The sequence below is a fragment of the Amycolatopsis thailandensis genome, from assembly GCF_002234405.1.
Lineage (GTDB): Bacteria > Actinomycetota > Actinomycetes > Mycobacteriales > Pseudonocardiaceae > Amycolatopsis > Amycolatopsis thailandensis.
In genome coordinates this window covers 1-25384 of the sequence record NZ_NMQT01000014.1, presented here as the reverse complement: position 1 = coordinate 25384, position 25384 = coordinate 1, and the positions used below count along the sequence as shown (strand labels likewise).

General features: G+C 70.1%; 20 protein-coding genes. 14 read left to right on the top strand and 6 right to left on the bottom strand.

The window, feature by feature from the left end:
- The first annotated feature begins 3 nt into the window (after positions 1-3).
- Positions 4-1662 carry a sulfatase-like hydrolase/transferase gene (locus tag CFP71_RS03560; RefSeq protein WP_093932385.1) on the top strand — a complete coding sequence of 553 codons (1659 nt, stop codon included), beginning with the start codon at positions 4-6 and terminating at the stop codon, positions 1660-1662.
- A gap of 186 nt (positions 1663-1848) precedes the next feature.
- Here CFP71_RS03560 and CFP71_RS03555 read toward each other — a convergent pair whose 3' ends face one another.
- Positions 1849-2808 carry a helix-turn-helix transcriptional regulator gene (locus CFP71_RS03555; protein WP_093932384.1) on the bottom strand — a complete coding sequence of 320 codons (960 nt, stop codon included), beginning with the start codon at positions 2806-2808 and terminating at the stop codon, positions 1849-1851.
- A gap of 61 nt (positions 2809-2869) precedes the next feature.
- Between CFP71_RS03555 and CFP71_RS03550 the strand changes: the two genes are divergently transcribed.
- On the top strand, positions 2870-4027 hold the full coding sequence (locus tag CFP71_RS03550; protein ID WP_093932383.1) for an epoxide hydrolase family protein: 1158 nt from the start codon (positions 2870-2872) through the stop codon (positions 4025-4027).
- 118 nt (positions 4028-4145) lie between these two features.
- Here CFP71_RS03550 and CFP71_RS03545 read toward each other — a convergent pair whose 3' ends face one another.
- On the bottom strand, positions 4146-5150 hold the full coding sequence (locus CFP71_RS03545) for an aldo/keto reductase (protein WP_093932419.1): 1005 nt from the start codon (positions 5148-5150) through the stop codon (positions 4146-4148).
- Positions 5151-5197: 47 nt separating this feature from the next.
- On the opposite strand from CFP71_RS03545, the gene pdxR reads away from it, so the two are divergent.
- Both pdxR and CFP71_RS03535 read left to right on the top strand, forming a co-directional pair.
- Positions 5198-6559 carry a MocR-like pyridoxine biosynthesis transcription factor PdxR gene (pdxR, locus tag CFP71_RS03540; protein WP_093932382.1) on the top strand — a complete coding sequence of 454 codons (1362 nt, stop codon included), beginning with the start codon at positions 5198-5200 and terminating at the stop codon, positions 6557-6559.
- Positions 6560-6645: 86 nt separating this feature from the next.
- Positions 6646-9696 (top strand): AfsR/SARP family transcriptional regulator, encoded by a 3051-nt coding sequence (locus CFP71_RS03535; RefSeq protein WP_093932381.1) that lies wholly within the window; start codon positions 6646-6648, stop codon positions 9694-9696.
- Positions 9697-10048: 352 nt separating this feature from the next.
- On the opposite strand, the gene CFP71_RS03530 is transcribed toward CFP71_RS03535, so the two are convergent.
- Positions 10049-10408, bottom strand: a complete 360-nt coding sequence (locus tag CFP71_RS03530; RefSeq protein WP_093932380.1) for an arsenate reductase family protein — start codon at positions 10406-10408, stop codon at positions 10049-10051.
- Between the two features lie 90 nt (positions 10409-10498).
- Here CFP71_RS03530 and CFP71_RS03525 point away from each other — a divergent pair, with 90 nt between their 5' ends.
- Positions 10499-10861, top strand: coding sequence for a YdeI/OmpD-associated family protein (locus CFP71_RS03525; RefSeq protein ID WP_093932379.1), 363 nt, complete (start codon positions 10499-10501; stop codon positions 10859-10861).
- Position 10862: 1 nt separating this feature from the next.
- On the opposite strand, the gene CFP71_RS03520 is transcribed toward CFP71_RS03525, so the two are convergent.
- Entirely contained in the window at positions 10863-12068 is a 1206-nt protein-coding gene (locus tag CFP71_RS03520) for a PP2C family protein-serine/threonine phosphatase (RefSeq protein WP_093932378.1), read from the bottom strand.
- Positions 12069-12077: 9 nt separating this feature from the next.
- Positions 12078-12773 carry a TetR/AcrR family transcriptional regulator gene (locus CFP71_RS03515; RefSeq protein WP_093932377.1) on the bottom strand — a complete coding sequence of 232 codons (696 nt, stop codon included), beginning with the start codon at positions 12771-12773 and terminating at the stop codon, positions 12078-12080.
- Between the two features lie 58 nt (positions 12774-12831).
- Here CFP71_RS03515 and CFP71_RS03510 point away from each other — a divergent pair, with 58 nt between their 5' ends.
- The 9 genes from CFP71_RS03510 to CFP71_RS03470 all read left to right on the top strand — a co-directional run bounded on the left by CFP71_RS03510 (position 12832) and on the right by CFP71_RS03470 (position 24231).
- Complete coding sequence (locus CFP71_RS03510; RefSeq protein ID WP_093932376.1) at positions 12832-13629, top strand: thioesterase family protein; 798 nt, start codon at positions 12832-12834, stop codon at positions 13627-13629.
- Positions 13630-13707: 78 nt separating this feature from the next.
- A complete protein-coding gene (locus CFP71_RS03505) occupies positions 13708-15762 on the top strand; it encodes a hypothetical protein (protein WP_093932375.1) in 2055 nt (684 codons plus the stop codon).
- Between the two features lie 114 nt (positions 15763-15876).
- Positions 15877-16299 carry a DoxX family protein gene (locus CFP71_RS03500; protein WP_093932374.1) on the top strand — a complete coding sequence of 141 codons (423 nt, stop codon included), beginning with the start codon at positions 15877-15879 and terminating at the stop codon, positions 16297-16299.
- A 288-nt stretch (positions 16300-16587) separates the two neighbouring features.
- Positions 16588-17880, top strand: a complete 1293-nt coding sequence (locus CFP71_RS03495) for an extracellular solute-binding protein (RefSeq protein ID WP_093932373.1) — start codon at positions 16588-16590, stop codon at positions 17878-17880.
- The gene (locus CFP71_RS03490) at positions 17877-18863 is read left to right on the top strand and encodes a carbohydrate ABC transporter permease (RefSeq protein ID WP_093932372.1); all 987 of its coding nucleotides are present in this window, start codon (positions 17877-17879) and stop codon (positions 18861-18863) included. The genes CFP71_RS03495 and CFP71_RS03490 overlap by 4 nt, the downstream gene beginning before the upstream one ends.
- Positions 18860-19690, top strand: coding sequence for a carbohydrate ABC transporter permease (locus tag CFP71_RS03485; RefSeq protein ID WP_093932371.1), 831 nt, complete (start codon positions 18860-18862; stop codon positions 19688-19690). The genes CFP71_RS03490 and CFP71_RS03485 overlap by 4 nt, the downstream gene beginning before the upstream one ends.
- A 3-nt stretch (positions 19691-19693) precedes the next feature.
- On the top strand, positions 19694-21136 hold the full coding sequence (locus tag CFP71_RS03480; protein WP_093932370.1) for a glycoside hydrolase family 3 protein: 1443 nt from the start codon (positions 19694-19696) through the stop codon (positions 21134-21136).
- A gap of 202 nt (positions 21137-21338) precedes the next feature.
- The gene (locus CFP71_RS03475) at positions 21339-23252 is read left to right on the top strand and encodes an elongation factor G (protein WP_093932369.1); all 1914 of its coding nucleotides are present in this window, start codon (positions 21339-21341) and stop codon (positions 23250-23252) included.
- Between the two features lie 16 nt (positions 23253-23268).
- Positions 23269-24231 carry an LLM class flavin-dependent oxidoreductase gene (locus CFP71_RS03470; protein ID WP_093932368.1) on the top strand — a complete coding sequence of 321 codons (963 nt, stop codon included), beginning with the start codon at positions 23269-23271 and terminating at the stop codon, positions 24229-24231.
- 80 nt (positions 24232-24311) lie between these two features.
- Here the strand turns inward: CFP71_RS03470 and CFP71_RS03465 are convergent, their stop codons facing one another.
- Positions 24312-25184, bottom strand: a complete 873-nt coding sequence (locus CFP71_RS03465; protein ID WP_093932367.1) for an NAD(P)-dependent oxidoreductase — start codon at positions 25182-25184, stop codon at positions 24312-24314.
- Between the last annotated feature and the right edge of the window lie 200 nt (positions 25185-25384).

The window sequence follows — 25384 nt, the reverse complement described above, 5'->3', positions numbered from 1 at the left end:
GCGTTGTCGGTTTTCCCACGCCCCGCCCTGGTGGGCCTGCCGGGCGACCGGACGGCCGCCCGCGAAATCGCGTCCAGCGCGGTGACCACGCTGTCCGCCGTCCTCGTGTTGTTCGCCCTGCTCGCGCCGAAGGACCTCGACGGGCTCGGATCCGAGGCGTTCGTACGGCTGCCGGTGGAGGCGCTGCTCGGGGTGGGTCTCGTCCTCGTGCTGCGCGACGGCGCCCGGCGGATCGTCGCGGTGTCCGCGGGCGCGGTCCTCGGGCTCCTGACCGTCGTCAAGGCCATCGACATCGGCTTCGGGCTCGCGCTGAACCGGCGGTTCGACCCGGTCTTCGACTGGGGCGTCCTCGGCAACGGCGTCGACCTCCTCGGCACGTCGATCGGCCGGGCGGGGGCGATCGCGTCGTTCCTCGGGCTGACGCTGCTGGCCGTCGTCGTGATCGTGCTGATGGGGCTGGCGACGCTGCGGCTGAGCCGGGTGGTGGTGGGCAGGCGCACCGCGTCGACCAGGGTGACCGCTGTGCTCGGCGTGGTCTGGATCGGGTGCGCGGTGTCCGGCGCGCAGCTCGCCCCGGGTCAGCCGTTCGCGTCGCGCAGCGCGGCCGCTTTCGCCTACGAAGACCTCCGCCAGGTGCGGGCCGGTATCCGCGATCGCGAGGCCTTCGCCGCGGAAGTCGCCGCCGACTCCTTCCGCGACACGCCGTCGTCCGGTCTGCTGAACGCGTTGCGCGGCAAGGACGTCCTGTTCACCTTCATCGAGAGCTACGGGCGGGTGGCCGTGCAGGACTCCGACATCGCGCCCAAGGTCGGCGCGGTCCTCGACGCCGGGACCGCGCGGCTGAAGAGCGCCGGGTACGGCTCGCGCAGCGCGTTCCTGACCTCGCCGACGACGAGCGCCGGAAGCTGGCTGGCGCACTCCACGTTCCAGTCCGGGGTCTGGGTCGACAGTCAGCACCGCTACGACGACTTCGTGAAGACCGACCGGTTCACCCTCGGCGGCGCCTTCAAACGCGCGGGCTGGCAGACCGTCGGCGTCGTGCCCGCGCATACGGAGGACTGGCCGGAGGGCAAGGTCTACGGCTACGACCGCTACTACGACTCACGGACCATCGGGTATCACGGCCCGCCGTTCTCCTACGCCACGATGCCGGACCAGTTCACGCTTTCGGCCTTCCAGCGCGCCGAGCGCGCGCGGGAACATCCGCCGCTGATGGCGGAGATCGACCTCGTCACCAGTCACTGGCCGTGGACGCCGCTCCCCCGCCTGGTCGACTGGACGGCCGTCGGCGACGGTTCGGTCTACAACCCCATGCCCTCGCAAGGGAAAACGCCCGACGAGGTGTTCACCGACCCCGCCAAGGTGCGCGGCGCGTACGGCGACTCGATCGCGTATTCGCTGAACTCGCTCATCTCGTACGTGGAGACGTACGGGGACGACGACCTCGTGCTCGTGTTCCTGGGCGACCACCAGCCGAACCCGATCGTCGCCGGCGCGGGCGCGGATCGCGACGTGCCGATCAGCGTCGTCACGCGGGACAAGGCCGTGCTCGACAAGGTCGCCGGATGGGACTGGCAGGACGGCCTGCACCCGGACCGGAACGCGCCGGTGTCGCGAATGGACACGTTCCGGGACCGGTTCCTGACCACCTTCGCCCACTGATCCCCCGCGTTCAGAGGACTAAACGCGGGTCGCCCGCGCCCTCCGGGAGTTTCCCGCCGCCGCAGACGAGTGCGCGGCCCTGCGCGAGGTGTTGTGAAAGCCACTTTCGCAACCTTCAGTGTTGTGAAAGTGGCGTTCACAACGCCGCCCAGCGGGACGGTGCGACCACACGCCGCGTCCAGAGGACTAAACGCGGGTCGCGTCGCGATACCGGCCGGCCAGCTCGCGCAGGTGGTCGACCAATTGCGGAGGTTCGGTGACCCGGAAGGGGTGACCGAGCAGTCCAAGGTGGACGGCCAGCGTCTCGATGCTGTCGGCGCCGGTGTGCAGCACGCAGGTGCTCGCGTCGACGGCCTCCACCGTGCCGACGGCCGGGTTGATCCGCGCGGACACCTCCTCGGCGGACGCGTGCACGACGACGTCGGCCCGGTATCGCCAAGCCGCGGCCGAGACCCCGCGCCGCACCCGGTCCGTGACGTCCTCGGGCAGCTCACGCGGGGTGAAGCGGGGGCCGATCGGGACGCGCGGGTTCAGCCTGTCGACGCGGTACGTGCGCCAGTCGCCGCGGTCGAGGTCCCACGCGACCAGATACCAGCGGCGTCCCCAGTTCACCAGGCGGTACGGCTCGACCTTGCGGACGCTCTCGGAGCCGTCATGGCTCCGGTAGCCGAACCGCAGCACCTCGTGATCCCGGCAGCAGGCCGTCAGCACGGTGAGCGTCTTCGCGTCTACGCGCGGGCCGGGATCGTCCCTCGGCACGGGGATCGTGTACGCCTGCAAGGCGTTCACGCGACGTCTCAGCCTCGACGGGAGCACCTGCTCCAGTTTCGCGAGCGCGCGCAGCGACGTCTCCTCGACTCCCGCGATGGTGCCGCCTGCCGCCGTGCGGAGTCCTATCGCGACGGCGACGGCCTCCTCGTCGTCCAGCAGCAGCGGCGGCAGGTCTGCGCCCGCGCCGAGACGGTAGCCGCCGACGGAACCGCGGGTCGCGTTCACCGGGTACCCGAGCGCGCGCAGGCGCTCGACGTCGTTGCGGACCGTCCGGGAGCTCACTTCGAGGCGTTCTGCCAGTTCAGTGCCGGTCCAGTCACGGGGAGTCTGCAAGAGGGAGAGCAAACGGAGCAGCCTTGCCGAAGTTTCCAACATTTTTCGAGCGTGCCCTCCCATTAGGAACGAGATGTTCCTAATGGGAGCTTACCTTGGTCTCATGAACGAGAACACAGAGATCAGACCCTTCCGCGCCGACATCCCGCAGTCCGAATTGGACGATCTGGCCGACCGCCTGGCCAAGGTCCGCTGGGCGAACGAACTGCCCGCCGACCAGGTGACCGACGGGGTACAGCGTGGACCGGTCACGCCGGGCTGGGAGTACGGCGTGCCCCTCGACTACGTGCAGCGTCTGGTCGCCTACTGGCGCGATGGCTACGACTGGCGGGCGTGGGAGGCGAAGCTCAACCAGTACCCGCAGTTCACCACCGAGATCGACGGGCAGAACGTCCACTTCCTGCACGTCCGCTCGCCGGAGCCGGACGCGACGCCGCTGATCCTCACGCACGGCTGGCCGAACTCGGTCTTCGAGTACCTGGACCTGATCGACCGGCTGACCGACCCGAAAGCGCACGGCGGCGACGCGGCCGACGCGTTCCACGTCGTGATCCCGTCGCTGCCCGGCTTCGGTTTCTCGGGCGCCACCCGGGAGAAGGGCTGGAACCGGTACCGCACGGCCCGCGCGTGGGCGGAGCTGATGCGTCGGCTGGGCTACGAGCGCTACGGCACGCACGGGAACGACGCCGGCTCGTTCGTCGCCCCCGAGATGGGGCGTGCCGACGCCGAGCACGTCATCGGCGTGCACGTCACGCAGCTGTTCTCGTTCCCGAGCGGCGACCCGGCCGAGTTCGAGGGCATGACCGAGAAGGAGCTGGAGTACATGCAGTTCCTCCAGACCTTCAACGACGACATGTCCGGCTACGCGAAGCTCCAGGAAAGCGCGCCGCAGAACCTCGCGCACGCCCTGGCCGACTCGCCGACCGGGCAGCTGGCGTGGAGCGCGCAACTGCTGTCGGGCACGAGCGACGACCACGTCCTCACCAACGCCACGCTGTACTGGCTGACGAACACGGCGGCGTCGGCGGCGCGGTTCTACTACGAGGACAAGCACACCGAGCACCCGGCCGAGCCGACGACCGCGCCGACCGGGCTGGCGAGCTTCGCCTACGACTTCCGTCCGCTGCGCCGGTTCGCCGAGCGGGACCACGCGAATATCGTGTCGTGGCAGGAGTTCGACCGCGGCAGCCACTGGGCGACGCAGGACGCGCCGGACCTGCTGCTGGGTGATCTCCGGGACTTCTTCCGCAAGCTGTCCTGACCACCCCCGGCACTGCAATGAAGGGGCCTTTCATAGCAAAATTTGCTATGAAAGGCCCCTTCATTGCACGCTGCGGCGGCTCCACGACAGCATTCAGAGGACTAAACGCGACGGGGGGTCAGGCCCCCGCGCCGTCCAGCACCGCCAGTTGCGACGCGTCCAGCTCCAGCGTGAAGGCGGGCCGGATCGCCTCGTAGTGCTCCCACGTCCGCGGCCCGATCAGCGGCAGCACCCGTGGCGACGTCTGCCGCAGCAGCCACGCCAGCGCGACCTGGTTCCCGGTCGCCCCCGCCTCCCGCGCCACGGCGTCGACGGCGGCCATCCGTGCCTCGCCGTCCGCCCCGGCGTAGGTCTGCCAGACCGGATGCGCGAGCCGCCGCGCGGAGTCGTCGTAGATCCCGCGCAGGATCGACGAGTAGGCGGCGAGCGCGATGTCTTCGTTGCCCCGCAGGAAGTCGAGCATGTCCCCGGTGGCCAGCGACGCCGAATCGGCCACCGGCCGCAGGTACGAGTGTTGCACCTGGACGGCCACCGGCGACGCCCACCCGTTCCGTTCCGCGAGCGAGCGGACCTGTTCCAGTCGCCACGAGCGGACGTTGCTCCAGCCGATGTGCCGGATCTTCCCCGCCCGGACGCTCTCGTCGAGCGCGGACAGCGTCTCCTCCAGCGGAGTCGCCCGGTCGTCGACATGGATGTAGTAGAGGTCGATGTGGTCGGTCCCGAGCCGCCGCAGGCTTTCGTCGACGCCGCGCCGGATCACGTCGCCGCCGGCGCCCTCGAAATGCCGTCCGATGTAGTCCCAGTCCGCGGTGCCGTCCTCGTGGTAGCCCTTGCGCGCGCTTTCGGCGTCGGCGACCGCGGCCGATCCCTTCGTCGCGAGGAAGACCTTGTCCCGCCTGCCTTTCAGCAGTTTCCCGAGCAGCTCCTCGCTCTCCCCGCCCGCCGCGCCGGGCACCCACCACGAGTAGCAGTTCGCGGTGTCGAGGAAGTCGCCGCCGTCGTCGAGGTACGCGTCCAGGATCCGCGCCGAGGTCCGCACGTCGGTGGCGGTGCCCATCGTCATGCACCCGAGCGAGACCTGGCTGACTTTCCGGCCGGTCCGGCCGAGCTCCACCTTTTCCATGGTCTGGACCATACGGCCGGATCGGTCCGGTACTACAGTCCATTCGCATGACGAAATCCCAGACCAATCTGGCTTGGGACGTGCTCCTGGACCTCTCCGGACCGGGTCCGCGGCACGAGCGGCTCACCAGGGCTCTGCGCACGGTGATCCGCGAAGGCACGCTCGGCTCCGGCGCCGCGCTGCCGCCCAGCCGCACCCTCGCGGCGGATCTGGGCTTCTCCCGCTGGGTGATCACGCAGGCGTACGAGCAGCTGATCGCGGAGGGCTACCTCGCCGCGCGCACCGGCTCGGCGACCGTCGTGCGCTGGTCGACGTCGAGCACCGGACCGGCGAAAGCCCTCCCGCGCAAAGCCACCCCACCGGAGATCGACCTCGCGCCCGGCCTGCCCGATCTGCGCCACTTCCCCCGGCAACGCTGGGCGGAGGCGGTCCGCGAAGTCCTCGCGAACGCGCCGCACGGCGAGTTCGGCTACCCCGTTCCCGGCGGCCATCCGCGGCTGCGCGCGGTGCTGGCCGACCACCTCCGCCGCTGCCGGGGAGCCGTCGTCGAAGACGTGCGGATCTCGTCGGGCGTCACCGACGGATTCGGCCGCGTGTGCCGCGCGCTGCGCGCCGCCGGGATCACCCGTATCGCGGCCGAGGAACCCGGCTGGCTGACGCTGCGCCGCGTCGCGACCCGTGCCGGGCTCGAAGTCGTCGGTGTCCCGGTCGACGAAGACGGCCTGCGCGTCGACGAGATCCCGGCGGGCGCCCGTGCCGTCCTCGTGACCCCGGCCCACCAGTTCCCCACCGGCACCGTCCTCTCCCCCGCCCGTCGCGCCGGGCTGCTGAGCTGGGCGCGCGACGTCGACGGCGTGATCGTCGAGGACGACTACGACGCCGAGTTCCGCTACGACCGGCGCCCGGTCGGGACCGTGCAGGGGATGGATCCGGCGCGGGTCGTGCTGCTCGGGTCGGTCAGCAAGACGCTCAGCCCCGCGCTCGGCCTCGGCTGGTACGCCCTGCCTCCACAGTGGACCGAACTGGTCGACCCCTCGCCGACGCCGCCCGCGCTGGAGCAGCTGGCGTTCGCGGCCTTCCTCGAACACGGCTCCTACGACCGACATCTGCGGGCGGCCCGGCGCCGCTACCGGGCGCGGCGCGACGCGCTGGTCTGCGCGCTCGGCCCGCTGCCGGTGTCCGGGATCGCGGCCGGTCTGCACCTCGTGCTCGACCTGCCCGGTGTCCGGGCGGCCGAGGTGGTGCGGCGGGCGGCGGTCAAAGGATTGCGCGTGGCCGATCTCGACGACTACCGCGCGACCCCCAGGACACCCGGGATCGTCCTCGGCTACGGCAACCTCGCCGACGGATCCGTCGGCACCGCCGCCCGCCTGCTGATCGAGGCCATCGGGGAGGCCTCGCGGGGGTGATCGTGACAGGTGCCGGTTTCAACCGGGCAACAGCAGTAATCTGACGCACTGGGAGGTGAGCGCGTATTCCCCGCTTCGGTTTCGGTGTGCTCGGCCCGCTCGAGGTGACCTGCGACGGGAAGCCGGTGACGGTCGCCGGGCCCAAACTGCGGGTGCTGCTCGCGGCGCTGCTGGTGCGGGCCAACACGACGGTCTCGCTGGACCGGCTCGCGGACCGGCTCTGGGGCGAGGACCAGCCGTCCACCGCCCGCAAGAGCACGCAGGTCTACGCGCTGCGGCTGCGCCGGATGCTCGGCGACGGGCTGATCGAAACCCGCCCGGACGGTTACCTGATCCGCCTGGAGCCTGAGCAGCTGGACCTCCTCCGCTACCGGCGGCTGGCCGACGCGGGCCGGGAAGCGGGCAAAGCGGGTGATTCCGCCGAGGAACTCGCGCTGCTGGCCGAGGCGCTGGAGTGCTGGCGTGGCCCGGCCCTCTGCGACGTCCCGTCGGAATCCCTGCGGCGTGACGAAGCCGCGCAGCTCGACGAAGACCGCCTCCGCACGCTGGAGCACTGGATCGAGGCCGGGCTCGACGCGGGCGGGCACCGCGAACTGGTCTCCGAGCTGATCACGCTCACCAAGGAACATCCGTGGCAGGAGACGTTCTGGGCGCAGCTCATCACCGCGCTCGACCGATCCGGGCGCCGCGCCGACGCGCTGGAGACCTACCGCTCGATGCGCCGGATGTTCGCCGACGAGCTGGGGATCGAGCCCGGTCCGCGGTTGCGGCGCGTCCACGCCGCGATCCTCGACGAGGGCGCCGATCCCCCGAGGGAGACGATCAGCCAGCTGCCGCCCGACGTCCACCGGTTCGTCGGCCGCGCGGATCCGATCGCCGAACTCGCCGGCCTGCGGCTGACCGCGACCGGGCGCAACGTCGTGATCTCCGGGCCGCCGGGAGTCGGGAAGACAGCGTTCGCGGTGCACGTCGCCCACCGGTTCCGGCCGTACTTCCCGGACGGCCAGCTGTACGTGAACCTTCAGGGGTACGCCGCCGGTCCGCCGCTCGACCCGTCGGCCGCGCTGACCCGGTTCCTCGGGGCGCTCGGCGTGCACCGGGACCGGATCCCGGCCGAACCCGCCGACCAGGCGGCCCTGTTCCGCAGCGTGCTGGCGGACAAGAAGATGTTGCTGCTGCTGGACAACGCGGTGCACGTCGACCAGGTCCGGCCGCTGCTGCCCGGGCGGCCCGGCTGCGCCGTGCTGATCACCAGCCGCAACGACCTGCGCGGGCTCGCGGTCAATCCGGGTGCCGTGCACCTGCCGCTCGGTGTGCTCGCCGAGGACGAATCCCGTGCCGTGCTCGCCGAACTGCTCGGGCCCGCGCGCACGGCCGCCGAACCCGAAGCGGTCGGCGCCCTCGCCGCGGCCTGCGCGCATCTGCCGCTGGCGCTGCGGATCGCCGGAGCGAACCTCGCCGCCGACACCGGCCGCGGCATCGCCGAGTACACCGCCGAGCTGACCCGTTCGGGTCGGCTGGAAGAGCTGGCCATCGACGGCGACTCGTCGTCGGCCGTGCGGGTCGCCTTCGATCAGTCCTATCTGCGCCTGTCCGAACCGGACCGCCTGTTGTTCCGGATGCTCGGCCGCGCACCGGGTCCGGACTTCGGCGCGCCCGCGGCGGCCGCTGTCGCCGGGGCTTCGCGAGTGGCGACCGGCCGCGCGCTCGACCGGCTGGCCGCGGCGAACCTGCTGCAACGGACCGCGCCCGGCCGCTACCAGTTCCACGACCTCATCCGGGAGTACGCCGCCGAACGCGGACACGCCGAAGACCTGCAGGAAGCCGCGCTGACGGCGTTGTCCCGGCTGATCGAGTCCTATGTGGAGACAGCGGCCGCGGCCACCCGCGTGCTGTACGCCGGCGCCGCCTCGCCGGTCTTCGACGAACACACCGCGTTGCGCTGGCTGGACACCGAACGGGACAACCTGGTCGACACGATCGCCCGCGCCACCACCGATCCGGCGTTCCAGCCCGCCGCTTGGCGGCTGATCGACGTCCTGCGCGGCTATCTCCAGGCGAGCGGACACGCCCGTGAGGCTGTCGCGACCTGCACGGCCGCGCTGCGGTCGGCGACCGAGACGGGCAACGTGCGGGCACGGCTGTCCCTGCTCGACGTTCTCGGGCAGATGTCGCACAACCTCAGCGATTACGGCCCGGCGATCGAGCACTTCCAGGAGGCGCTCGCGGCCGCACGGGAACTGGAGGACCTCGACGCGGAGACCGACGCGTTGCGCAACCTCGGCCGCGCGTCCAGTCAGCAGGGCAAGGCCAGGCAGGCGCTGCACTTCCACGGCCAGGCGCTGGCGGTCAGCCGCCGGGCGGGCAACACCGGGGCGGAAACGCTGGCGCTGAACTGCATCGGCGTCATCCACACCTTCTCCGGCAGGCCGAGGACGGCGGTCGGCTGGCACGACCGGTCACTGCGGCTGGCCAGGGAAACCGGTCAGCGCGAAGCCGCCTTCCACGCCCTCAACGGACGCGGGATCGCGCTGTGGGCGCTGGGCCGGTTCGACGAGGCCATCGCGGACCACGAGCAGGTGCTCGCCTACACCCGCGAGGCCGGGCTCGGCTTCGGCGAGACCGCGACCCTGAACTGCCTCGCCGAAACCCACTGCGACGCGGGCCGTCTCGACGTCGCGATGGCACTGGCGAGCGAATGCCACGCCCGCTCCGTGCAGATCGGCGACCGGCGCGGCGAGGCGGCGGCCGCCGAGATCATCGCGACGGTCCGGAACCGGCGGGGTGAGCACACGGCGGCGATCGCGGGTCTGCACGAGGCGTTGCGGGTGTTCACGGAGATCGGCCTCGGCTACGGACAGGGCTCCGCCCGGATCGGCCTCGCGTTCGCGCACCGGAGTCTCGGCGATCCCGCGAAAGCGTTGGAGTACGCCGAAAAGGCGTTGGCCACGCTTCGCGAGAACGGTCAGCTCCTGCTGGAGGCGGACGCCCTCACCGAGATCGCCCACGCCCGGCTGGACCTGGGCGAGCCGGAAGCGGCGAGGGGACTGGCCGATCAGGCGGTGCGGCTCGCTTCGAAACGGGGACGGCGGCTGCCCGAGGCGCGGGCGCGGGCGCTGGTGCTGCTGCTCACGTGAGGCTCACCCGGCCATTGCGGCAGCGGGGTGGTCGTGAGTGGCGGTTCGGGTTACTGAGAGGCAAGGCGAATATGGCGCGATCGGCTTTCGCGGCTCGACCTGAACTGTCCGCGTGAGCCGATCGCGACCTCGACCATCCACAAGGGACACTATTACCAGCCGGAATGCCCGTTTTGGGCAATTTGCGTAACTTTGCGAAGGGGTCGTGAGTGATAAGGAGCGTTCTAACCCTCTTTATCACTCACGACCCCCACCGAAAAGCCCATATGGGCATGAATCGGACGCTCAATCGTCGCCAAACGTCCCCGTGCGTCAGCTCCCCGAACAACCGGCCTCACCACACCTGAGACGGTCAGCCGGGCAGTACCGCCTGCACGGCCTCCGGGGTGCGCCCGACCACGGTCGTGCCATCGTCGGCGGTGATGATCGGCCGCTGGATCAGCTTCGGATGCGTGGCCAGGGCCTCGATCCACCGGTCGCGGTCGGCGGGCGTGCGCCCCCAGGTCTTCAGTTCGAGTTCCTTCGCGATCGGCTCGGCGGTGCGGGTGATGTCCCACGGTTCGAGTCCGAGCCGCTTGAGGACGGCCTTCAGTTCCTTCGCGGTCGGCGGGTCCTCGAGGTACTTCCGCACGGTGTACTCGGCCCCTGCCTCGTCGAGCATCGACACCGCGGACCGGCACTTGGCGCACGCCGGGTTCACCCAGATCTCCATCCGGGACCACCTCCCTTCGAAAAGTGCTCACTCGATGAGCACTTTGCTTCCGATGATGGTCACAGACGTTACGACGGAAGGAACCCGGTCATGGACGAGCCCACCTTCGCCGCCGCCACCCCCGCCGAGTGGCGCGCGTGGCTGGCCGAGCACGCCGACTCCGAAAAGGAGGTCTGGCTGGTCATCCGGCACAAGAACAGCGGGATCCCCAGCGTCCGCATCCACGAGGCGATGGAACAGGCTCTGTGCTTCGGCTGGATCGACGGGCTGCATCGCAAGAACGACGCCACCAGCTCCCGGCTGCGGTTCACCCCGCGCCGCCCGCGGAGTACGTGGAGCGGGCTCAATCGCGAGCGGGCCGCCCGCCTGATCGCCGAGGGACTGATGACCGAACGCGGTCAGGCGGCGATCGACCTGGCCAAGGAGAACGGTCGCTGGAACCCGATCGGGTGACTCAGGCCGGGTCCCGCCGCGCCACGAGGAGGGCGATGTCGTCCTGCGCCGGGGTCGCACCGACGAGCGCGGCCATCACCCGCGCGCACACCACGCCGGGCTGATCGGGGGTGACCACGTCGGTGAGCCGCTGCAGACCGACGTCGATCAGGTGATCCCGGCGTTCCACGAGACCGTCGGTGTAGAAGGCGAGCACACCGCCGGGCGGCAGTTCGACGTCCGTCGTTCGCCGTTGCGGCCCGGTCACCCCGATGGGCGGATCCACCGGGACGTCGACGAACGCCGACGGCAGACCCGGCGCCGCGAGCACCGGCGGCAGATGCCCGGCCAGGGAGATCGCGACCCTGCCCCGCGAGGCCGGCACCAGCCCGTACATGACGGTGGCCAGCGCTCCCGGCTCGAAATGCTGGACCTTCCGGTCCAGTTTGGACAGTACTTCCGCGGGGTCGTCCGTTTCGAGCGCGTAGGCGCGAAGCGCGCTGCGCAGCCGTCCCATGATCACGGCGGCGTTGAGGCCGTGTCCGGCGACGTCGCCCATCACCATGCCGAGACGGTCGCCCGGAAGAGGGAACAGGTCGTACCAGTCGCCGCCGACCCCGGGCTCGGTACCCGGCACGTAGCGCGCGGAGAACTCCATCCCGGCGATGACCGGCAACCGCCCCGGCAGCAGGCTCCGCTGCAACGCCGCCGCTGCCGCGCGGTCGGTGGTGGAAAGGTCGATCTGCACGGCCAGCGCGAGCCGTGCGGCCACCAGCTTCAGCAGTTCGATGTCGCTCCCGGAGAATTCGCGCGACGTCAGCGAGCCGACGTGCAGCACGCCGACCAGCTCGTCCCCCGCGAGCATCGGCACACCGAGCAGCGTGCGCAGCCCCCGTTCCCAGAGGAGCGAGTTGACCACGGTGGTCTCGTCCACGTGGTCGATGATCACCGGACGCCGCTGGGCGGCCACCCGCCCCGCGAAACCGGCCCCGACGGCCACCCGGACGTCCTGGTAGACCTCTTCCTCGATCCCGGAGGCGGCGATCGCCTGCAACTGGCGGGCCTCCTGGTCGTGGCGGAGCACCGTGGCGGTGTCGACTCCGAGCAACTCACGCACGCGCGCGAGGATCGTCGCCATCACCTTGTCCTGGTCGAGGTGCCCCAGGGCGGTGTCGGTGAGAGCTTCGAGCACCTGGAGCCGGTCCTCGGCCGTCGGGGTCTCGGGCATGCGCAAAGCCTAACGAGGCCCCTCGGCTCCCATCGTCCAGGTCGTCGCCAGCCTGTCGAGATCGGCCGCGAGTTCGGCGCTCGGCGGAATCGCCTCGCGCGGGACCCGGCAGGCGAGCGCCGTCCCGAGCCCCGCCATCCGGATGACGGTGTCGATCAGCGCTTCCGGTTCTTCCGGCCAGTCGAACCCCGGCTGGGCGATCAGCAGGCTCACGCAGCCGTGCATCGCCGACCAGAGTCCCATCGCGAGGCTTTCCGGTTCGCCGCGCAGGATCCCGGCCCGCACGCACCCGGCGGTCGCGTCGGCGAGATGCCGGAAACAGGCGACCGCGCCGGGCGACGAGCCGCCGGACGGGCGCATCAGCAGGACCCGGTACTGCACCGGGTGGTCCAGGGCGAACCGGGCGTACACCCGGGCACACCGGCTGAGCGCGCGCATGGGATCGGAGACCTCGGCGGCGTGTTCGCGCATCCGGCGCGCGAGTTCGTCCCAGACCCGCAGGCAGACCGCTTCCAGCAAGGCGTCACGGCTCGAGAAGTGCGCGTAGACCGACGGCGTGGAAACACCTGTCCGCCGTGCGACGGCGCGCAAGGTCAGCGCCTCGTCGGTCCCCGCCTCGCCGAGCAGGTCGTCGGCGGCGCGCAGGATCTCGCCCCGGAGCTTCTCTCCCTCTCCCGGCCGCGCTTTCGTCCGCTTCGCGCCCATGCCGTGATGCTGCCAGCATTGACTTGACACCGTCAACTTGACGATGTCAGCTTGAGGTATGGCGCACTTCCAGACCGCGACCGCCCTGGTCCGCCGGGGCGACGGCCCGGTGTTCGACACCGAGCTCGATCCACAGTGGACGATCGGGCCGAAGCTGCACGGCGGCTATCTGCTCGCCGTGCTCGCCAAGGCCGCCGCCGAGGTCTCCACGCATCCGCACCTGACCGCGATCAGCGGTTCGTTCTCGGTGGCGCCGGAGCCCGGTCCCGCGGTCGTCGAGGTCGAGGTGCTGCGCGAAGGCCGCGGCCTCACCCAGCTGCGCGCGCGGCTGAGCCAGAACGGCGCGCCCTGCACCGAAGCCCTGATCACCCAGGGCGTCCTGACGGACGACGACGCCTGGTGGTCCGGAGTGGACCCCGTCGAGATCCCGCCGGAGCAGGACTGCCTGCCCGTGCCCGCCGACGGCGGTGGCGGCTTCCGGATCGGCCTGATGGACGTCGTCGAGCAGCGCATCGACCCGGCCGCGGCGGGCTTCGCGGTGGGACAGCCGTCCCGGAAAGGCGTCATCTCGTCCTGGCTGCGGCTCGCCGACGGCACCGATTGGGACCCGGCGAGCCTGCTCGTGGCGCTCGACCCGGTGCCGCCGATCTCCTACGACCTCGGCATCGCGGGCTGGGCGCCGACCATCCAGTTCACCGCGTACCTGCGCGGCATCCCGGCGCCGGGTCCGGTGCGGGTGCGGATGCGCGCGGGCGAGATCGGCGGCGACCGGATGGACGAGGTCGCCGAGCTTTGGGACGAAAAGAACAGGTTGATCGGGCAAGCCACCCAGATCGCCGCCGTCCGCGTGCCCTGATCCCCCCGAAAGCGGGGCCATGACAGAACTCCGGGAGTTAAGATCCGGCGTCGACGTCATCGTTCTGGGGGCAGGACCATGGAAGTGGAACCACGCCGCGCGGACGCGGAGGGCTCCGACGGGGACGGGGCCGAGATCAGCAGGCTCTGCCGGACCCTGGTGCCACTGGCGGCCGCGGGCAAGCACGCCGAGGCCGCGTCGACCTATCGATGGGTGACCAGGGCCTCCTCCGGGGCCCCGCTGGAGTACGGCGACCACGCCCTGCGCCTGGAGTTCTGCGCGCTCACCGGCAACGAGCACACCGGTCTCGATCTTCTGTCGCTTTTGGACGGTGTCGGTGACCACGCGGAAGCCGTCGGCAGGCTGGAGTTCTTCGCCTCGGCGGCGCTGCTCACCCGGCGGTTGACGGAAACCGGATACGGCGAGATCCAGTTCGTTCTCAACGGTCCCTACGACGGCCTCACCCTCGACCTGCTGCACCGGCGGATGCGGGCGGCGGCGTTCGTCGAAGCCGAGGAACTCGACGAGGGTGATCCGACCGGCTGTTTCACCGCGCACGCCGAGCGGAAGATGGCCGCGAAACCGGTCGCGGAATTCGTCCCGCTCCTGCCTTCCGCGATGCCCCGAGTCCCGATCCTGCCCCCGCCGGGCCTGTCGGCGGAGGAACTCGTCACCCGCGCCGAAATCCACAATCACCGGTGCGAGCCCGAGGAGGCGCGGGCGTGCCTCGCCGCGATCGACATCGTGTCGGACGACATCGCCCCGCGGTTGGCCGAACTGCGCGCGATCTTCTTCCAAGGCGGCGACACCGAGGAGCGGCTGCGGCGCGCGGCCGCCGGCTTCCGGCGCCAGGGCGACGAGATCCGGTTTCTTCTCAACCAATGCTGGCTCGGTTTGTGGCTCGTTTTCGACGATCAGGCCGAGACCGGCGTGGCGCTGACGACGGTGGCCGCGGCGCGGTTGCGCGCCGGGACCGACGATCGAGCCGCCTGCTGGGGCGAATACTGGCTGGCGCACGTTCTTTCCGGCCAGGGCCGCACTCCCGAGGCGTACGAGGCGCTGCGGCGTGGGGCGGAACGCGCTCGCGCGGCTGGCGATCCCTTGCTGCACGGCACTCTTCTGTGCCTGGAGGCGTCGCTGCGGAACGGCGACGGCGAGGATCCGGCGACCACGCTGGAACTCGCGCAGGCCGCGACGGACGCCTTCATCGTCGGGAACGTCGGCGAGAAAGCCGTCGAAGCCGTCGAACAGGTCCGGATCGCTTATGAGCGCACAGGATCGCTCGACGAACTGGACGTCTTCGTGGAGCACCTGCTGACGACGCTGCCCGTGGGCGGCCCGGAACGGTTGCGCGGGCATCTCCGCCAGCTTCGGGCGCTCTCCCTGATCGGCACCGGACGGTTCGCCGAAGCCGTCGACGACGCCTACGCCTCCCTCGGGGTCGCCGCGTCGAAAGGCAAGGACAACGCGGAACACTGGTACGTCCTCGTCACCGCGCTGCACGGCGCCGGCCGCTACGACGAAGTGCTCGACGTCGCGCCCCACACCATCGACCTGCTCGGCGGCTTGCCGGACTGGGGTCACCGCTGCCGGTGGATGTACGCCGACACCTACCGCGCGCTCGGCGAGTCTTCGCGTGCCTTCAACGAATACGCCGTCCTCGCCGAAATCCTCGCGGAGTCGGGCGACACCGGGCACTCCTACATCTCGGTGAGCATGGCCGCCGCCGAACAACTGGACCTGCTCGGCTACGGCGCGAACGCCGCCGACTTCTACGCGCAGGCGGCCGACGCGGCCGTGGCGATCGGCGGCGGCTACGTGGCCGCCACCTGCCGCAACGCCGCGACGCTTTCGCGCTTGCGGTCCGGCGACCTCGACGCGGCGCTGACCGCGCTCGACGCCGCGGAATCCGCCGTGCACGCCGTCGAAACCGAAACAGCGCCCGCCAGGGAGCATCTCAACGCGCAGCTGGACCACGTCGCCGCCCACGTGCTCAGCGCGGCGGGCCGTGTCCGGGAAGCCGCCCGCCGCGCGCTCCGCGCCGCCGAAACGTTCCACCGGATAGGCGAGGCCGAGTCCGCCCGGGACGTCGACCTCTTGCTCGAACAGATACTCCTCGGCGAAGGGGGCTGAAGGGGACTTTCCCCACATGTGACGCGGCGAAGGGCGCTTTCCCCGCGTGACATGCGGGAAAGGCGTCCTTCAGCCCCCTTGCCACCCGGCCGTCACCTCGAGAACAATCCCGGCATGTCCGGAGGATCCAGCGGTATCCGAAGCCTGCCCCTCGGCTCGATCGCGCTGTGGATCGTGCGTGCCGTGCTCGCCGCCGAGTTCCTCTACAGCGGCTACCTGCTGTTCGCGGGTGGCCACACGGAACAGACCTTCGCCGAGATCGGCCTCGGACAGTGGCTGCGGTACGTCACCGGTGTCCTGGAGGTCGGCGGCGCGATCGGGCTGCTCGTCCCCCGCTTCGGCGGGCCGTCGGCGCTGCTGCTGGCGGGCATCATGGTGGGCGCGAGCGTCACCGAGCTGTTCATCCTCACCGACGGCGGCCCGGTCCTCCCACTGGTCCTGCTGATCATCACCGCGACGCTGGCGTGGTTCCTCCAGGATCAGACCCGCGCGCTCTTCGGCATCGAGCCTCCCAAGGACGACGAGGACTACCGCTAGGGCGGTGTTCCACTGAACGGAGCAACGGCGACCGGCCGAATGCACCGACCACCGGGACAGTCAACGAAAAACCGCATGTCAGCGCGCCTCGCGAGCCCTTGTCGACACGCTCGAAATCCGATCATCAGCGTGATCATGCGCTCACACAAGGTGAAAGATTGCGGCTCGTTTACAACGAACCGGCCACCCGCTTGACAGTCGGAGTGGTACGTACCACGCTGCCGACATTGGTCTACACCATTTTGTGGGAGCCCGGCACAGTGGCCGGGCATCGAAAGGACGGCACGAGTGAAGCGCTGGCTCAAGATGGCTGCGGGCGCCGCCGCCATCACCCTCGCGACGGCGGGCTGCGCCGGTTCCGGTAGTGGCGACAGCACGAATTCGAGCGCTCCGGCGTCGAACGGCTCGCTCACGGTCTGGCTCATGACCGGGACCGCCCCGGAATCGCTGACGAACTCGCTCCACAAGGAATTCGAAGACGCACACCCCGGCGTCAAGGTCAAGTACGAGATCCAGCAGTGGAACGGCATCCAGCAGAAGCTGACCACCGCGCTGGCCAGCGACAACCCGCCGGACGTGATCGAGCTGGGCAACACCCAGACCCCCGCGTTCGCGAACCAGGGCGTGCTCGCCGACCTCACCTCGAGCGTGGGTGACTTCAACGGCGCGCAGTGGCTCCAGGGCCTCAAGGCTTCGGGCGAGTACGACGGCAAGACCTACGGCGTCCCGTTCTACGCGGCCAACCGTGAGGTCATCTACCGCAAGGACATGTTCGAGCAGGCCGGCATCACCGCGACGCCGAAGACGCGCGCGGAGTGGCTCGACGCGATCACCAAGCTCAAGGCCAAGTTCGGCAGCGACCCCGAGTTCCAGGCCCTCTACCAGCCGGGCCAGAACTGGTACGAGCTGCTGTCGTTCATCTGGGACGAGGGCGGCGACATCGCGCAGGCCAACGGGAAGTCCTTCAAGGCGACCCTCGACTCCGCGCAGGCGAAGGCCGGGCTCGAGTTCTACAAGCAGCTCACCGACGCCTCGGGCACCAAGGCCCCGAAGGACGCCGACGAGGCCACCCCGCAGCAGGCCGGCATCTACGGCGCGGGCAAGGTCGCGATGATGATCGGCGTCCCGGGTGAGGCCGACACCGCCGCGAAGACCGACCCGTCGATCAAGGAGAAGTCGGGCGCGTTCCCGATCCCGGGCAAGTCCGCCGACAAGTCGGCCCCGGTCTTCCTCGGCGGCTCGAACCTGGTCATCCCGGCCAACAGCAAGAACGCGGCCGCGGCCAAGGACTACGTCAAGCTGTTCTCCACCCCGAAGTACCAGACCGAGCTGGCCAAGGCCGGTTACGTCCCCGGTACCTCGACCGACGTGTCCGCGCTCGACGCGAACCCGCTCACCAAGGTCATGGCCGAGGCTTCCAAGAACGGCCGTGCCGTCCCGACCAGCCCCAAGTGGGGTGACGTCGAGTCCGGTCAGAACCCGATCAAGGACATGCTGACCGCTTACCTGACCGGAACGAAGACGCTCGACCAGGCGACCGCCGACGCCAACGCAGCGCTCGACAAGCTCATCGGCGGATGACCACGACCAAAGATGTGACGATGCCGGCGGGGGCCACCCCGCCGGCATCGCCGCGCATCAAACCCCCGAAGTCCAATCGGCGCCTCCGCATCGGCGAGCGGACGGCGCCGTACCTGTTGATCCTTCCCGCGCTGGTCGCGATCCTGGTCCTGCTGGGCTGGCCGACGATGCAGCTGATCGGGATCAGTCTCCGGAAGCTCGACCTGCGTGAGCTGGTCTCCGGGGAGATGGTGTGGGTCGGGTTCCAGAACTTCTCCGAGATCCTGTCCGACTCCGAATTCTGGGAGATCACGGTCCGCACGCTGGTGTTCACGGCCGCGGTCGTGATCACCACCCTGCTGCTCGCGCTGTTCATGGCGCTCCTGATGCGGCACCTGAACCCGGTGGTCCGGGTGGTCCTGCAGGTCGCGCTGATCCTCGCGTGGGCGACCCCGGTGCTCGCGACGACCACGGTCTTCCAGTGGATCTTCGACCAGCAGTACGGGATCCTGAACAAGACGCTCGCGAAGCTCGGTTTCGAGAGCTTCATCGGACACTCGTGGTTCGCCACCGGCCCGAGCACGCTGACCGTGATCGGCCTGCTGGTCGTCTGGCAGGCCGTGCCGTTCGTGGCGTTCACGCTCTACGCCGGGCTCCTCGGCGTTCCGAAGGAGCAGTACGAGGCCGCGGGCATCGACGGCGCGAACGCCTGGCAGGCGTTCTGGGCGGTCAGCTGGCCGGCGATCCGGCCGATCCTGACCATGGTGACGTTCCTGTCGGTGCTGTGGGACTTCAAGTTGTTCGCCCAGGTGTGGGCGATCCGCCAGGGCGGGCCGGACGGCACCAGCACGACGCTGCCGGTCTACATGTACCTCAAGGGCCTCGCGGGCAACCACTTCGGCCTGGCGGCGACCGCCGCCCTGCTGATGATGCTCGTGCTGATCCTGCTCACCGCCCGGTACGTCCAGCTGCTGGTGCGCTCGAAGGAGGCCGACCTGTCATGAAGAAGTCCCTGACCCAGCGGATCGGCCTCGGCGCGTTCGGCGTGATCGTGGCTCTCCTGTTCGTCTTCCCGACGTACTGGATGGTCACGTCCTCGCTGAAGACGCCGGGCCAGGTCCTGTCCCCGGACTACGACCTGATCCCGTCCGCGGCGACGCTCGACAACTTCGTCACCGCGCTGACGAAGCCCGGATTCACCACGTACCTCATGAACAGCCTGATCGTCACGCTCGGCGCGGTGCTGTGCTCGCTCGTCGCGGGTGTGCTGGCGGCGGTCCCCCTGTCCCGGATGCGGTTCCGCGGGCGCAAGGGCTTCCTGATGCTGGTGCTGGTCGCCCAGCTCGCGCCGTTCGAGGCGCTGCTGATCCCGATGTACCTGCTCATGCGCGACGCCGGGCTGCTCAACCAGCTGCCTTCGCTGCTGCTGGTGTACTTCGCGGCGACGCTGCCCTTCACGTGCTGGATGCTCTACGGCTTCGTCAACGGCATCCCGTACGACCTCGAAGAGGCCGCGATGATCGACGGCTGCAGCCGGGCGGGTGCCTTCCGCCGGGTGACGCTTCCGCTGCTCGCGCCGGGCCTGGTGACCACCTCGGTGTTCAGCTTCATCACCGCGTGGAACGAGTTCCTGTTCGCGTTCGTGTTCATGCGCGACCAGAACAGGCAGACGCTGCCGGTGTGGCTTTCCTCGTTCCGCACGGCGTTCTCCGTGGACTGGGGCGGGATCATGGCGGCGTCGGTCATCTACGCCGTGCCCGCGCTGGTGTTCTTCATCATCGTTCAGCGCAAGCTCGTGTCCAACCTGACCGCAGGCGCAGTGAAGGGGTAATCCTTGTCTTCACCGGAAAAGCTCGCCGCATCCGTTCTCGTATCGGGCTTCGACGGCACCACCGCTCCGGATTGGCTGCGCCGCAAGGTGGACGACGGCCTCGGCGGCGTGATCCTGTTCGGCCGCAACGTGGTCGACGACGAGCAGGTGGCCGCGCTCAGCGCGCAGCTGCGGGCGGAACGGCCCGGCGTGCTCATCGGCATCGACGAAGAGGGCGGTGACGTCACCCGGCTCGACGTCGCCACCGGATCGTTCATCCCGGGGCCACTCGCACTCGGCGCGGCGGACGACGTCGAGCTGACGGCCTCGGTCGCCGCGGCACTCGGCGAACGGCTGGCCGCCTGCGGGGTGACGATCAACTTCGCCCCGTGCGCGGACCTGACCCTGGCGGCGGAGGATCCCTCCATCGGGGTCCGGGCGTTCGGGTCGGATCCGGTGAAGGCGTCGCCGCATGTCGCGGCGTACATCACCGGGATGCAGAAGTACGGCGTGGCCGCGTCGGCCAAGCACTTCCCCGGGCACGGGGCGGCGACCGACGATTCGCACCACGCGCTGCCGGTGCTGCCCCGGACCGAGGCGGAGCTGCACGAGATCGAACTCGTCCCGTTCAAGGCGGCGATCGCGGCGGGCGTCCGCGCGGTGATGACCGGGCACCTCGTAGTGCCCGCGTGGGGCGACCTGCCCGCCACGCTCAACCCGAAGGCGCTCACCGACGTCCTGCGCGGTGAACTCGGCTTCACCGGCGCGGTGATCACCGACGCGCTCGACATGGGCGCCGTCGCGGGCGAACTCGGCAAGACCGAGGGCGTCGGCCGGGCCTCGGTGCGGGCGCTGATCGCCGGCGCCGACGCGCTGTGCCTGGGCGGCGTGTCGTTCGAAGAGGACGAGCTGAACCGGATCGCGGCGGTCATCGCCGCCGCGGTCGAGTCCGGCGAACTGCCGCTGGAGCGGCTGGTGGAGGCGTCCGAACGGGTCGCCGCGCTGGGCACTCCGCCGGTGCCGGCGACGATCTCGCCGGTGGATCACCGGCTCGGTCTGGAAGCGGCGCGCAAGGCCCTGCGGATCCAGGGCACGCCGAAGCTGGACGGCCCGCCGCTGGTGATCGACATCGAGACCGAGCCGATCATCGCGGCCGGTCCGATGCCGTGGGGGCTCGGCTCGCATCTGACCGGGCTCGTGCCCGGCACCCGCGCGGTCAAGGTCGGCGCGGACGGGATCGCGACCGCGATCGAAGCCGCCCAGGGCGCGCGCGACCTCGTCGTCGTGACGCGTGAGGCGCACCGGCACCCCGAGGTCCGCGAGTTCCTGAGCTGGCTGCGGGAGTCGGGCGCGGACTACATCCGGGTCGAGACCGGCGCCCCCGGCCCCGCCACCGAAGGCCCGCGGATCGACACGTTCAGCGGGTCCTACGTCAGCCTCCGCGCCGCGGCTGAATACCTGGCCTGATCCCTTTCGCATTTCGTCCTCTGGATGCGGTTCTTGCACACGCAACTACCGCATCCAGAGGACGAATTGCGTTCAAGGGTAATTCGGTTGCGGCACCGACGCGAGAGTGCTGTAGTCGACTGGACCTAGGAGATGATCGTCTTGCCGGTGTCTGCGTCCTTCCCATGGGTAATTTCCGTCTACCTCAAGGACAAGACACCTCGTGAAGACCCTCAATCTGGGGATTCTGGCGCATGTTGACGCCGGGAAGACGAGCCTGACCGAGCGGCTGTTGCACACCGCCGGGATCATCGGCGAGCTGGGCAGCGTCGACGACGGCAGCACGCAGACCGACTCGCTGGCGCTGGAACGCGCCCGCGGGATCACCATCAAGGCGGCCGTGGTGTCGTTCGCCGTCGGCGACGTCACCGTGAACCTGATCGACACCCCCGGCCACCCCGATTTCATCGCCGAGGTCGAGCGCGCGCTCGGCGTGCTCGACGGCGCCGTCCTGGTGCTGTCGGCGGTCGAAGGCGTCCAGGCACAGACCCGTGTGCTGATGCGGACGCTGCGACGGCTGGAAATCCCGACCCTGCTGTTCGTGAACAAACTGGACCGTCGAGGCGCCGACCCGGGCCGCGTATTTCGGGAAATAGCCGAGAAACTCACGCCGTCGGCCGTCACGATGGAACCCGATCGGGTGATCGACGTGCTGTCGGCACTCGACGAGGACTTCCTGACCGGATACCTCACCGACCCCGGCGGGTTCACGCCGTTGCGCCTCCACACCGAGCTCGCCGCCAAAGTGGCCGAGGGGCTCGTCCATCCGGTCTACTTCGGCTCGGCGATCACCGGCGCCGGTATCGACGCCCTCCGCGAGGGTATCGAGAACCTGTTGCCCGCCAAGGAAAACGACGTCGGCGGACCGCTTTCCGGCACCGTGTTCAAGGTCGAACGCGCACCGGGCGGTGAGAAGATCGCCTACGTACGACTGTTCTCCGGCAGCGTCGCCGTCCGCGACAAGGTCCCGCTCGGCGACGGCGAAGGCAAGATCACCGCGATCAGCGTCTTCGACAACGGCTCGGCCGTGCCGTCGGGATCGGCCGGAGCCGGGCGGATCGCGAAGCTGTCGGGGCTCGACGTCCGGATCGGTGACGTGCTCGGGATCCGGCCCGACCACGCGCCGCGGGCGCTGTTCTCGCCGCCGACGCTGGAAACCGTCGTCACCCCCGTACGCCCGGCCGATCGCGGGCCACTGCACCAGGCGCTCACCTGGCTCACCGAACAGGACCCGCTGATCGGTCTGCGGCACGACGAGGTCCGGCGGGAGACTTCGCTTTCGCTGTACGGCGAGGTGCAGAAGGAGGTCATTCAGGCGACGCTCGCGGACGAGTACGGCGTCGACGTCACGTTCAGCGAGACGACCACGATCTGCGTCGAGCATGTCGCCGGAACCGGGTCCGCCGCCGAACTCATCGACAAGGAACCCAATCCCTTCCTGGCGACCGTGGGACTGCGTGTCGAGCCGGGCGAGGCGGGGAGCGGGATCTCGTTCCGGCTGGAGGTCGAACTCGGCTCGATGCCGTACTCCTTCGTCAAAGCCGTCGAGGACACGGTGAAGGAGACGCTGCGCGAGGGCGTCCACGGCTGGGAGGTGCTCGACTGCGTGGTGACGATGACGCATTCCGGTTACTACGCCAGGCAAAGCCATGCCCACGGCACCTTCGACAAGAGCATGTCCAGCACCGCGGGCGACTTCCGCGACCTGACGCCGCTGGTGCTGATGGCCGCGTTGCGCGAGGCCGGGACGACCGTGCACGAACCGCTGCACCGGTTCACCCTGCAGGCTCCGGCCGACACGCTCGGCCCGGTCACCGCGCTGCTGGCGCAAGCTCGCGCCGTCCCGCGCACGACGTTCACGAAAGACGGGACGGCGGAGCTCGAAGGCGAGATCCCTGCGGCGAAAACCCATGAGGTGCACCGGCTCCTGCCGTCGGCGACGCGAGGGGAAGGAGCGATGGAGACGGTCTTCCACGGCTACCGGCCCGTCCGGGGCCCGGTGCCGTCGCGATCGAGGACCGATCACAACCCGTTGGATCGCAAGGAATACCTGTTACGCGTGCTTCGGCGCGTTTGAAGGAACGGAGAACTTCATGGTTTCACGACTCGGGGTCAGGATCCCGCGCGAACTGCCGGCCGCGCGGCTGACCGGTCTGGCCCGCCGCGCGGAACAGGAAGGCCTCGACGAGGTCTGGATCGTCGAGGACTGCTTCTACGCGGGCGGGATCGCCACGGCGGCGACGGTGCTGGCGGCGACCGAAAAGATCACTCTCGGCATCGGCATCATGCCCGCCGTGGCCAGGAACCCGGCCATCGCGGCGATGGAGATCGCGGCGCTGGCGGAACTGCACCCGGGGCGCCTGATCGTCGGATTCGGGCACGGCGTGCCGAGCTGGATGCGGCAGATCGACGCGTGGCCGCGCTCGGCGCTGGCCGCGTTCGAGGAGACACTGACGGTCATCCGGCGGCTGCTGGCGGGTGAGCGGGTTTCCTTCGAGGGCAAGCACGTCCGGCTCGACGAGGTCGAGCTGGAGTTCCCGCCCGCGGTACCCCCGAAGCTCATCGCCGGGGTCCGCGGTCCGAAGTCCCTCGCGGCGGCGGGCCGGGTGGCCGACGGGACGCTGCTGGCGGAACCGGCGACGCCCGAGTACGTCCGCGCGACACGGGACCTCATCGGCGTCGAGGCCCACTCGATCGCCACCTACAACTGGCTGGCCCTCGACGACGATCCCGAGCGGGCCCGCGAGCGCGCCCGGTCCGACGTCGCGTCCGCGATCGGACCGAACTCGGGCCCGGCGCTGGAGCCACTGGACTTCGGCGCCGAACTGCTGGCCGAGGTCGCCGCCGCGGGTGACGACCGGGCCGAGCTGGCACGGCGCCTGCGACCGGACTGGATCGACAGGCTGAGCGTCAGCGGCCCGCTCGACCGCTGCGTCGAGCAGATCCGCGCGCTGTACGCGGCCGGGACCGAATCCGTCATCCTGCTCCCCTTGCTCGGGGAGCCGGAGGAAGAGTCTTTCGCGGCCGCCGGCCGGATCGCCGCCGCCCTGCGCTAGCGGCCTCGTGAGTGGCGGGGCGCGAGTCACGGCTCCAATCACGCGAGTCACGGGTTCAGACACGCGAGTCACGGCTCTGATCACGCGAGTTCCGCGCGGGCTTCGAGGGCTTTGACGACGGCGACCATGTCCTCCGCGCCGAGACCGAGCTGCTCGGTCTCGGCGTAGAGGGCGTGGGCCGCCCGGAGCAGCGGCAAGGTGAGTCCGGATTCGTCCGCCGCGGCCGCGATCAGCTCGACGTTGGCCAGGACGTTCGCGATCGACGCCTGCGGCGCGAAATCCTCCTCGGCCAGCTTCGGAGCCTTGACCCGCAAGATCGGGCTGGCCAGCTGCCCCGCACCGAGCACCCCGGCGAGCAGGCCGAGGTCGAGCCCGTGACCGCGGGCGAAGTGCACGGTCTCGGCCAGGCTCGTCACGACCCCGGTCAGGTGCACGTTGACCGCGAGCTTCATCAGGAGCCCGTTGGGCACCGGCCCGCAGTCCACGGTTTCCCGGCACAGCGGCTCGAACAGCTCCCGGACCTCGTCGATCGTGCCGGGGTCACCGGCGAGCATGGCGACCAGTTCCCCCGCCTCCGCGGGGACCCGCGAACCGGAGACCGGCGCCTCCACGTACTTGGCCCCGGCCGCGAGGAGCTCGGTCTCCAGCGCGCGGGAATGATCCGGCGCCGTCGTTCCCATGTGGACGATCGTGCGGCCTTCCACCCGCCCGGCGAACGCGGGACCGCCGCGGCCGAGGACGGCGTCGACGGCGGCCGCGTCCTTGAGCATCAGGATCACGACTTCGCACCGTGCGAAGAGGCCGGCCACGTCTTCGGCAGCCTCGGCCACCCCGTCCGCTTTACCCGGGGTGCGATTCCACACGAGCAACGGGATCCCGGCACGCGCCAGGTTCAGTGCCATCGGCTCACCCATACTGCCCAGCCCGGCGAAGCCGACTCGCGAGATGTCCATGGCGTCCACTGTGCGGCACGGCCGGGCGGCAGTGCCTACCTTGCGACGATCCCGCCGGAAATCGCGAGGAATGCCCCGGCGGCCGGGTCAGTGGCTCTGCGCGATCCCGCTCAGAACGGGTGTTCCATCCACACGTTCGCCTCCACGTAGACCCCGCAGTCCCGCTCCACGTTCGCGTGCACCGGCGCGATCCCGCCGGG

Coding starts and splice junctions, on each gene's coding strand:
- CFP71_RS03465 (WP_093932367.1), bottom strand. CDS start 25,184: ATGGACATCTCGCGAGTCGGCTTCGCCGGGCTGGGCAGTATGGGTGAG.
- CFP71_RS03505 (WP_093932375.1), top strand. CDS start 13,708: ATGGAAGTGGAACCACGCCGCGCGGACGCGGAGGGCTCCGACGGGGAC.
- CFP71_RS03530 (WP_093932380.1), bottom strand. CDS start 10,408: ATGGAGATCTGGGTGAACCCGGCGTGCGCCAAGTGCCGGTCCGCGGTG.
- CFP71_RS03555 (WP_093932384.1), bottom strand. CDS start 2,808: ATGTTGGAAACTTCGGCAAGGCTGCTCCGTTTGCTCTCCCTCTTGCAG.
- CFP71_RS03490 (WP_093932372.1), top strand. CDS start 17,877: ATGACCACGACCAAAGATGTGACGATGCCGGCGGGGGCCACCCCGCCG.
- CFP71_RS03520 (WP_093932378.1), bottom strand. CDS start 12,068: ATGCCCGAGACCCCGACGGCCGAGGACCGGCTCCAGGTGCTCGAAGCT.
- CFP71_RS03500 (WP_093932374.1), top strand. CDS start 15,877: ATGTCCGGAGGATCCAGCGGTATCCGAAGCCTGCCCCTCGGCTCGATC.
- CFP71_RS03545 (WP_093932419.1), bottom strand. CDS start 5,150: ATGGAAAAGGTGGAGCTCGGCCGGACCGGCCGGAAAGTCAGCCAGGTC.
- CFP71_RS03525 (WP_093932379.1), top strand. CDS start 10,499: ATGGACGAGCCCACCTTCGCCGCCGCCACCCCCGCCGAGTGGCGCGCG.
- CFP71_RS03550 (WP_093932383.1), top strand. CDS start 2,870: ATGAACGAGAACACAGAGATCAGACCCTTCCGCGCCGACATCCCGCAG.
- CFP71_RS03485 (WP_093932371.1), top strand. CDS start 18,860: ATGAAGAAGTCCCTGACCCAGCGGATCGGCCTCGGCGCGTTCGGCGTG.
- pdxR (WP_093932382.1), top strand. CDS start 5,198: ATGACGAAATCCCAGACCAATCTGGCTTGGGACGTGCTCCTGGACCTC.
- CFP71_RS03470 (WP_093932368.1), top strand. CDS start 23,269: ATGGTTTCACGACTCGGGGTCAGGATCCCGCGCGAACTGCCGGCCGCG.
- CFP71_RS03510 (WP_093932376.1), top strand. CDS start 12,832: ATGGCGCACTTCCAGACCGCGACCGCCCTGGTCCGCCGGGGCGACGGC.
- CFP71_RS03515 (WP_093932377.1), bottom strand. CDS start 12,773: ATGGGCGCGAAGCGGACGAAAGCGCGGCCGGGAGAGGGAGAGAAGCTC.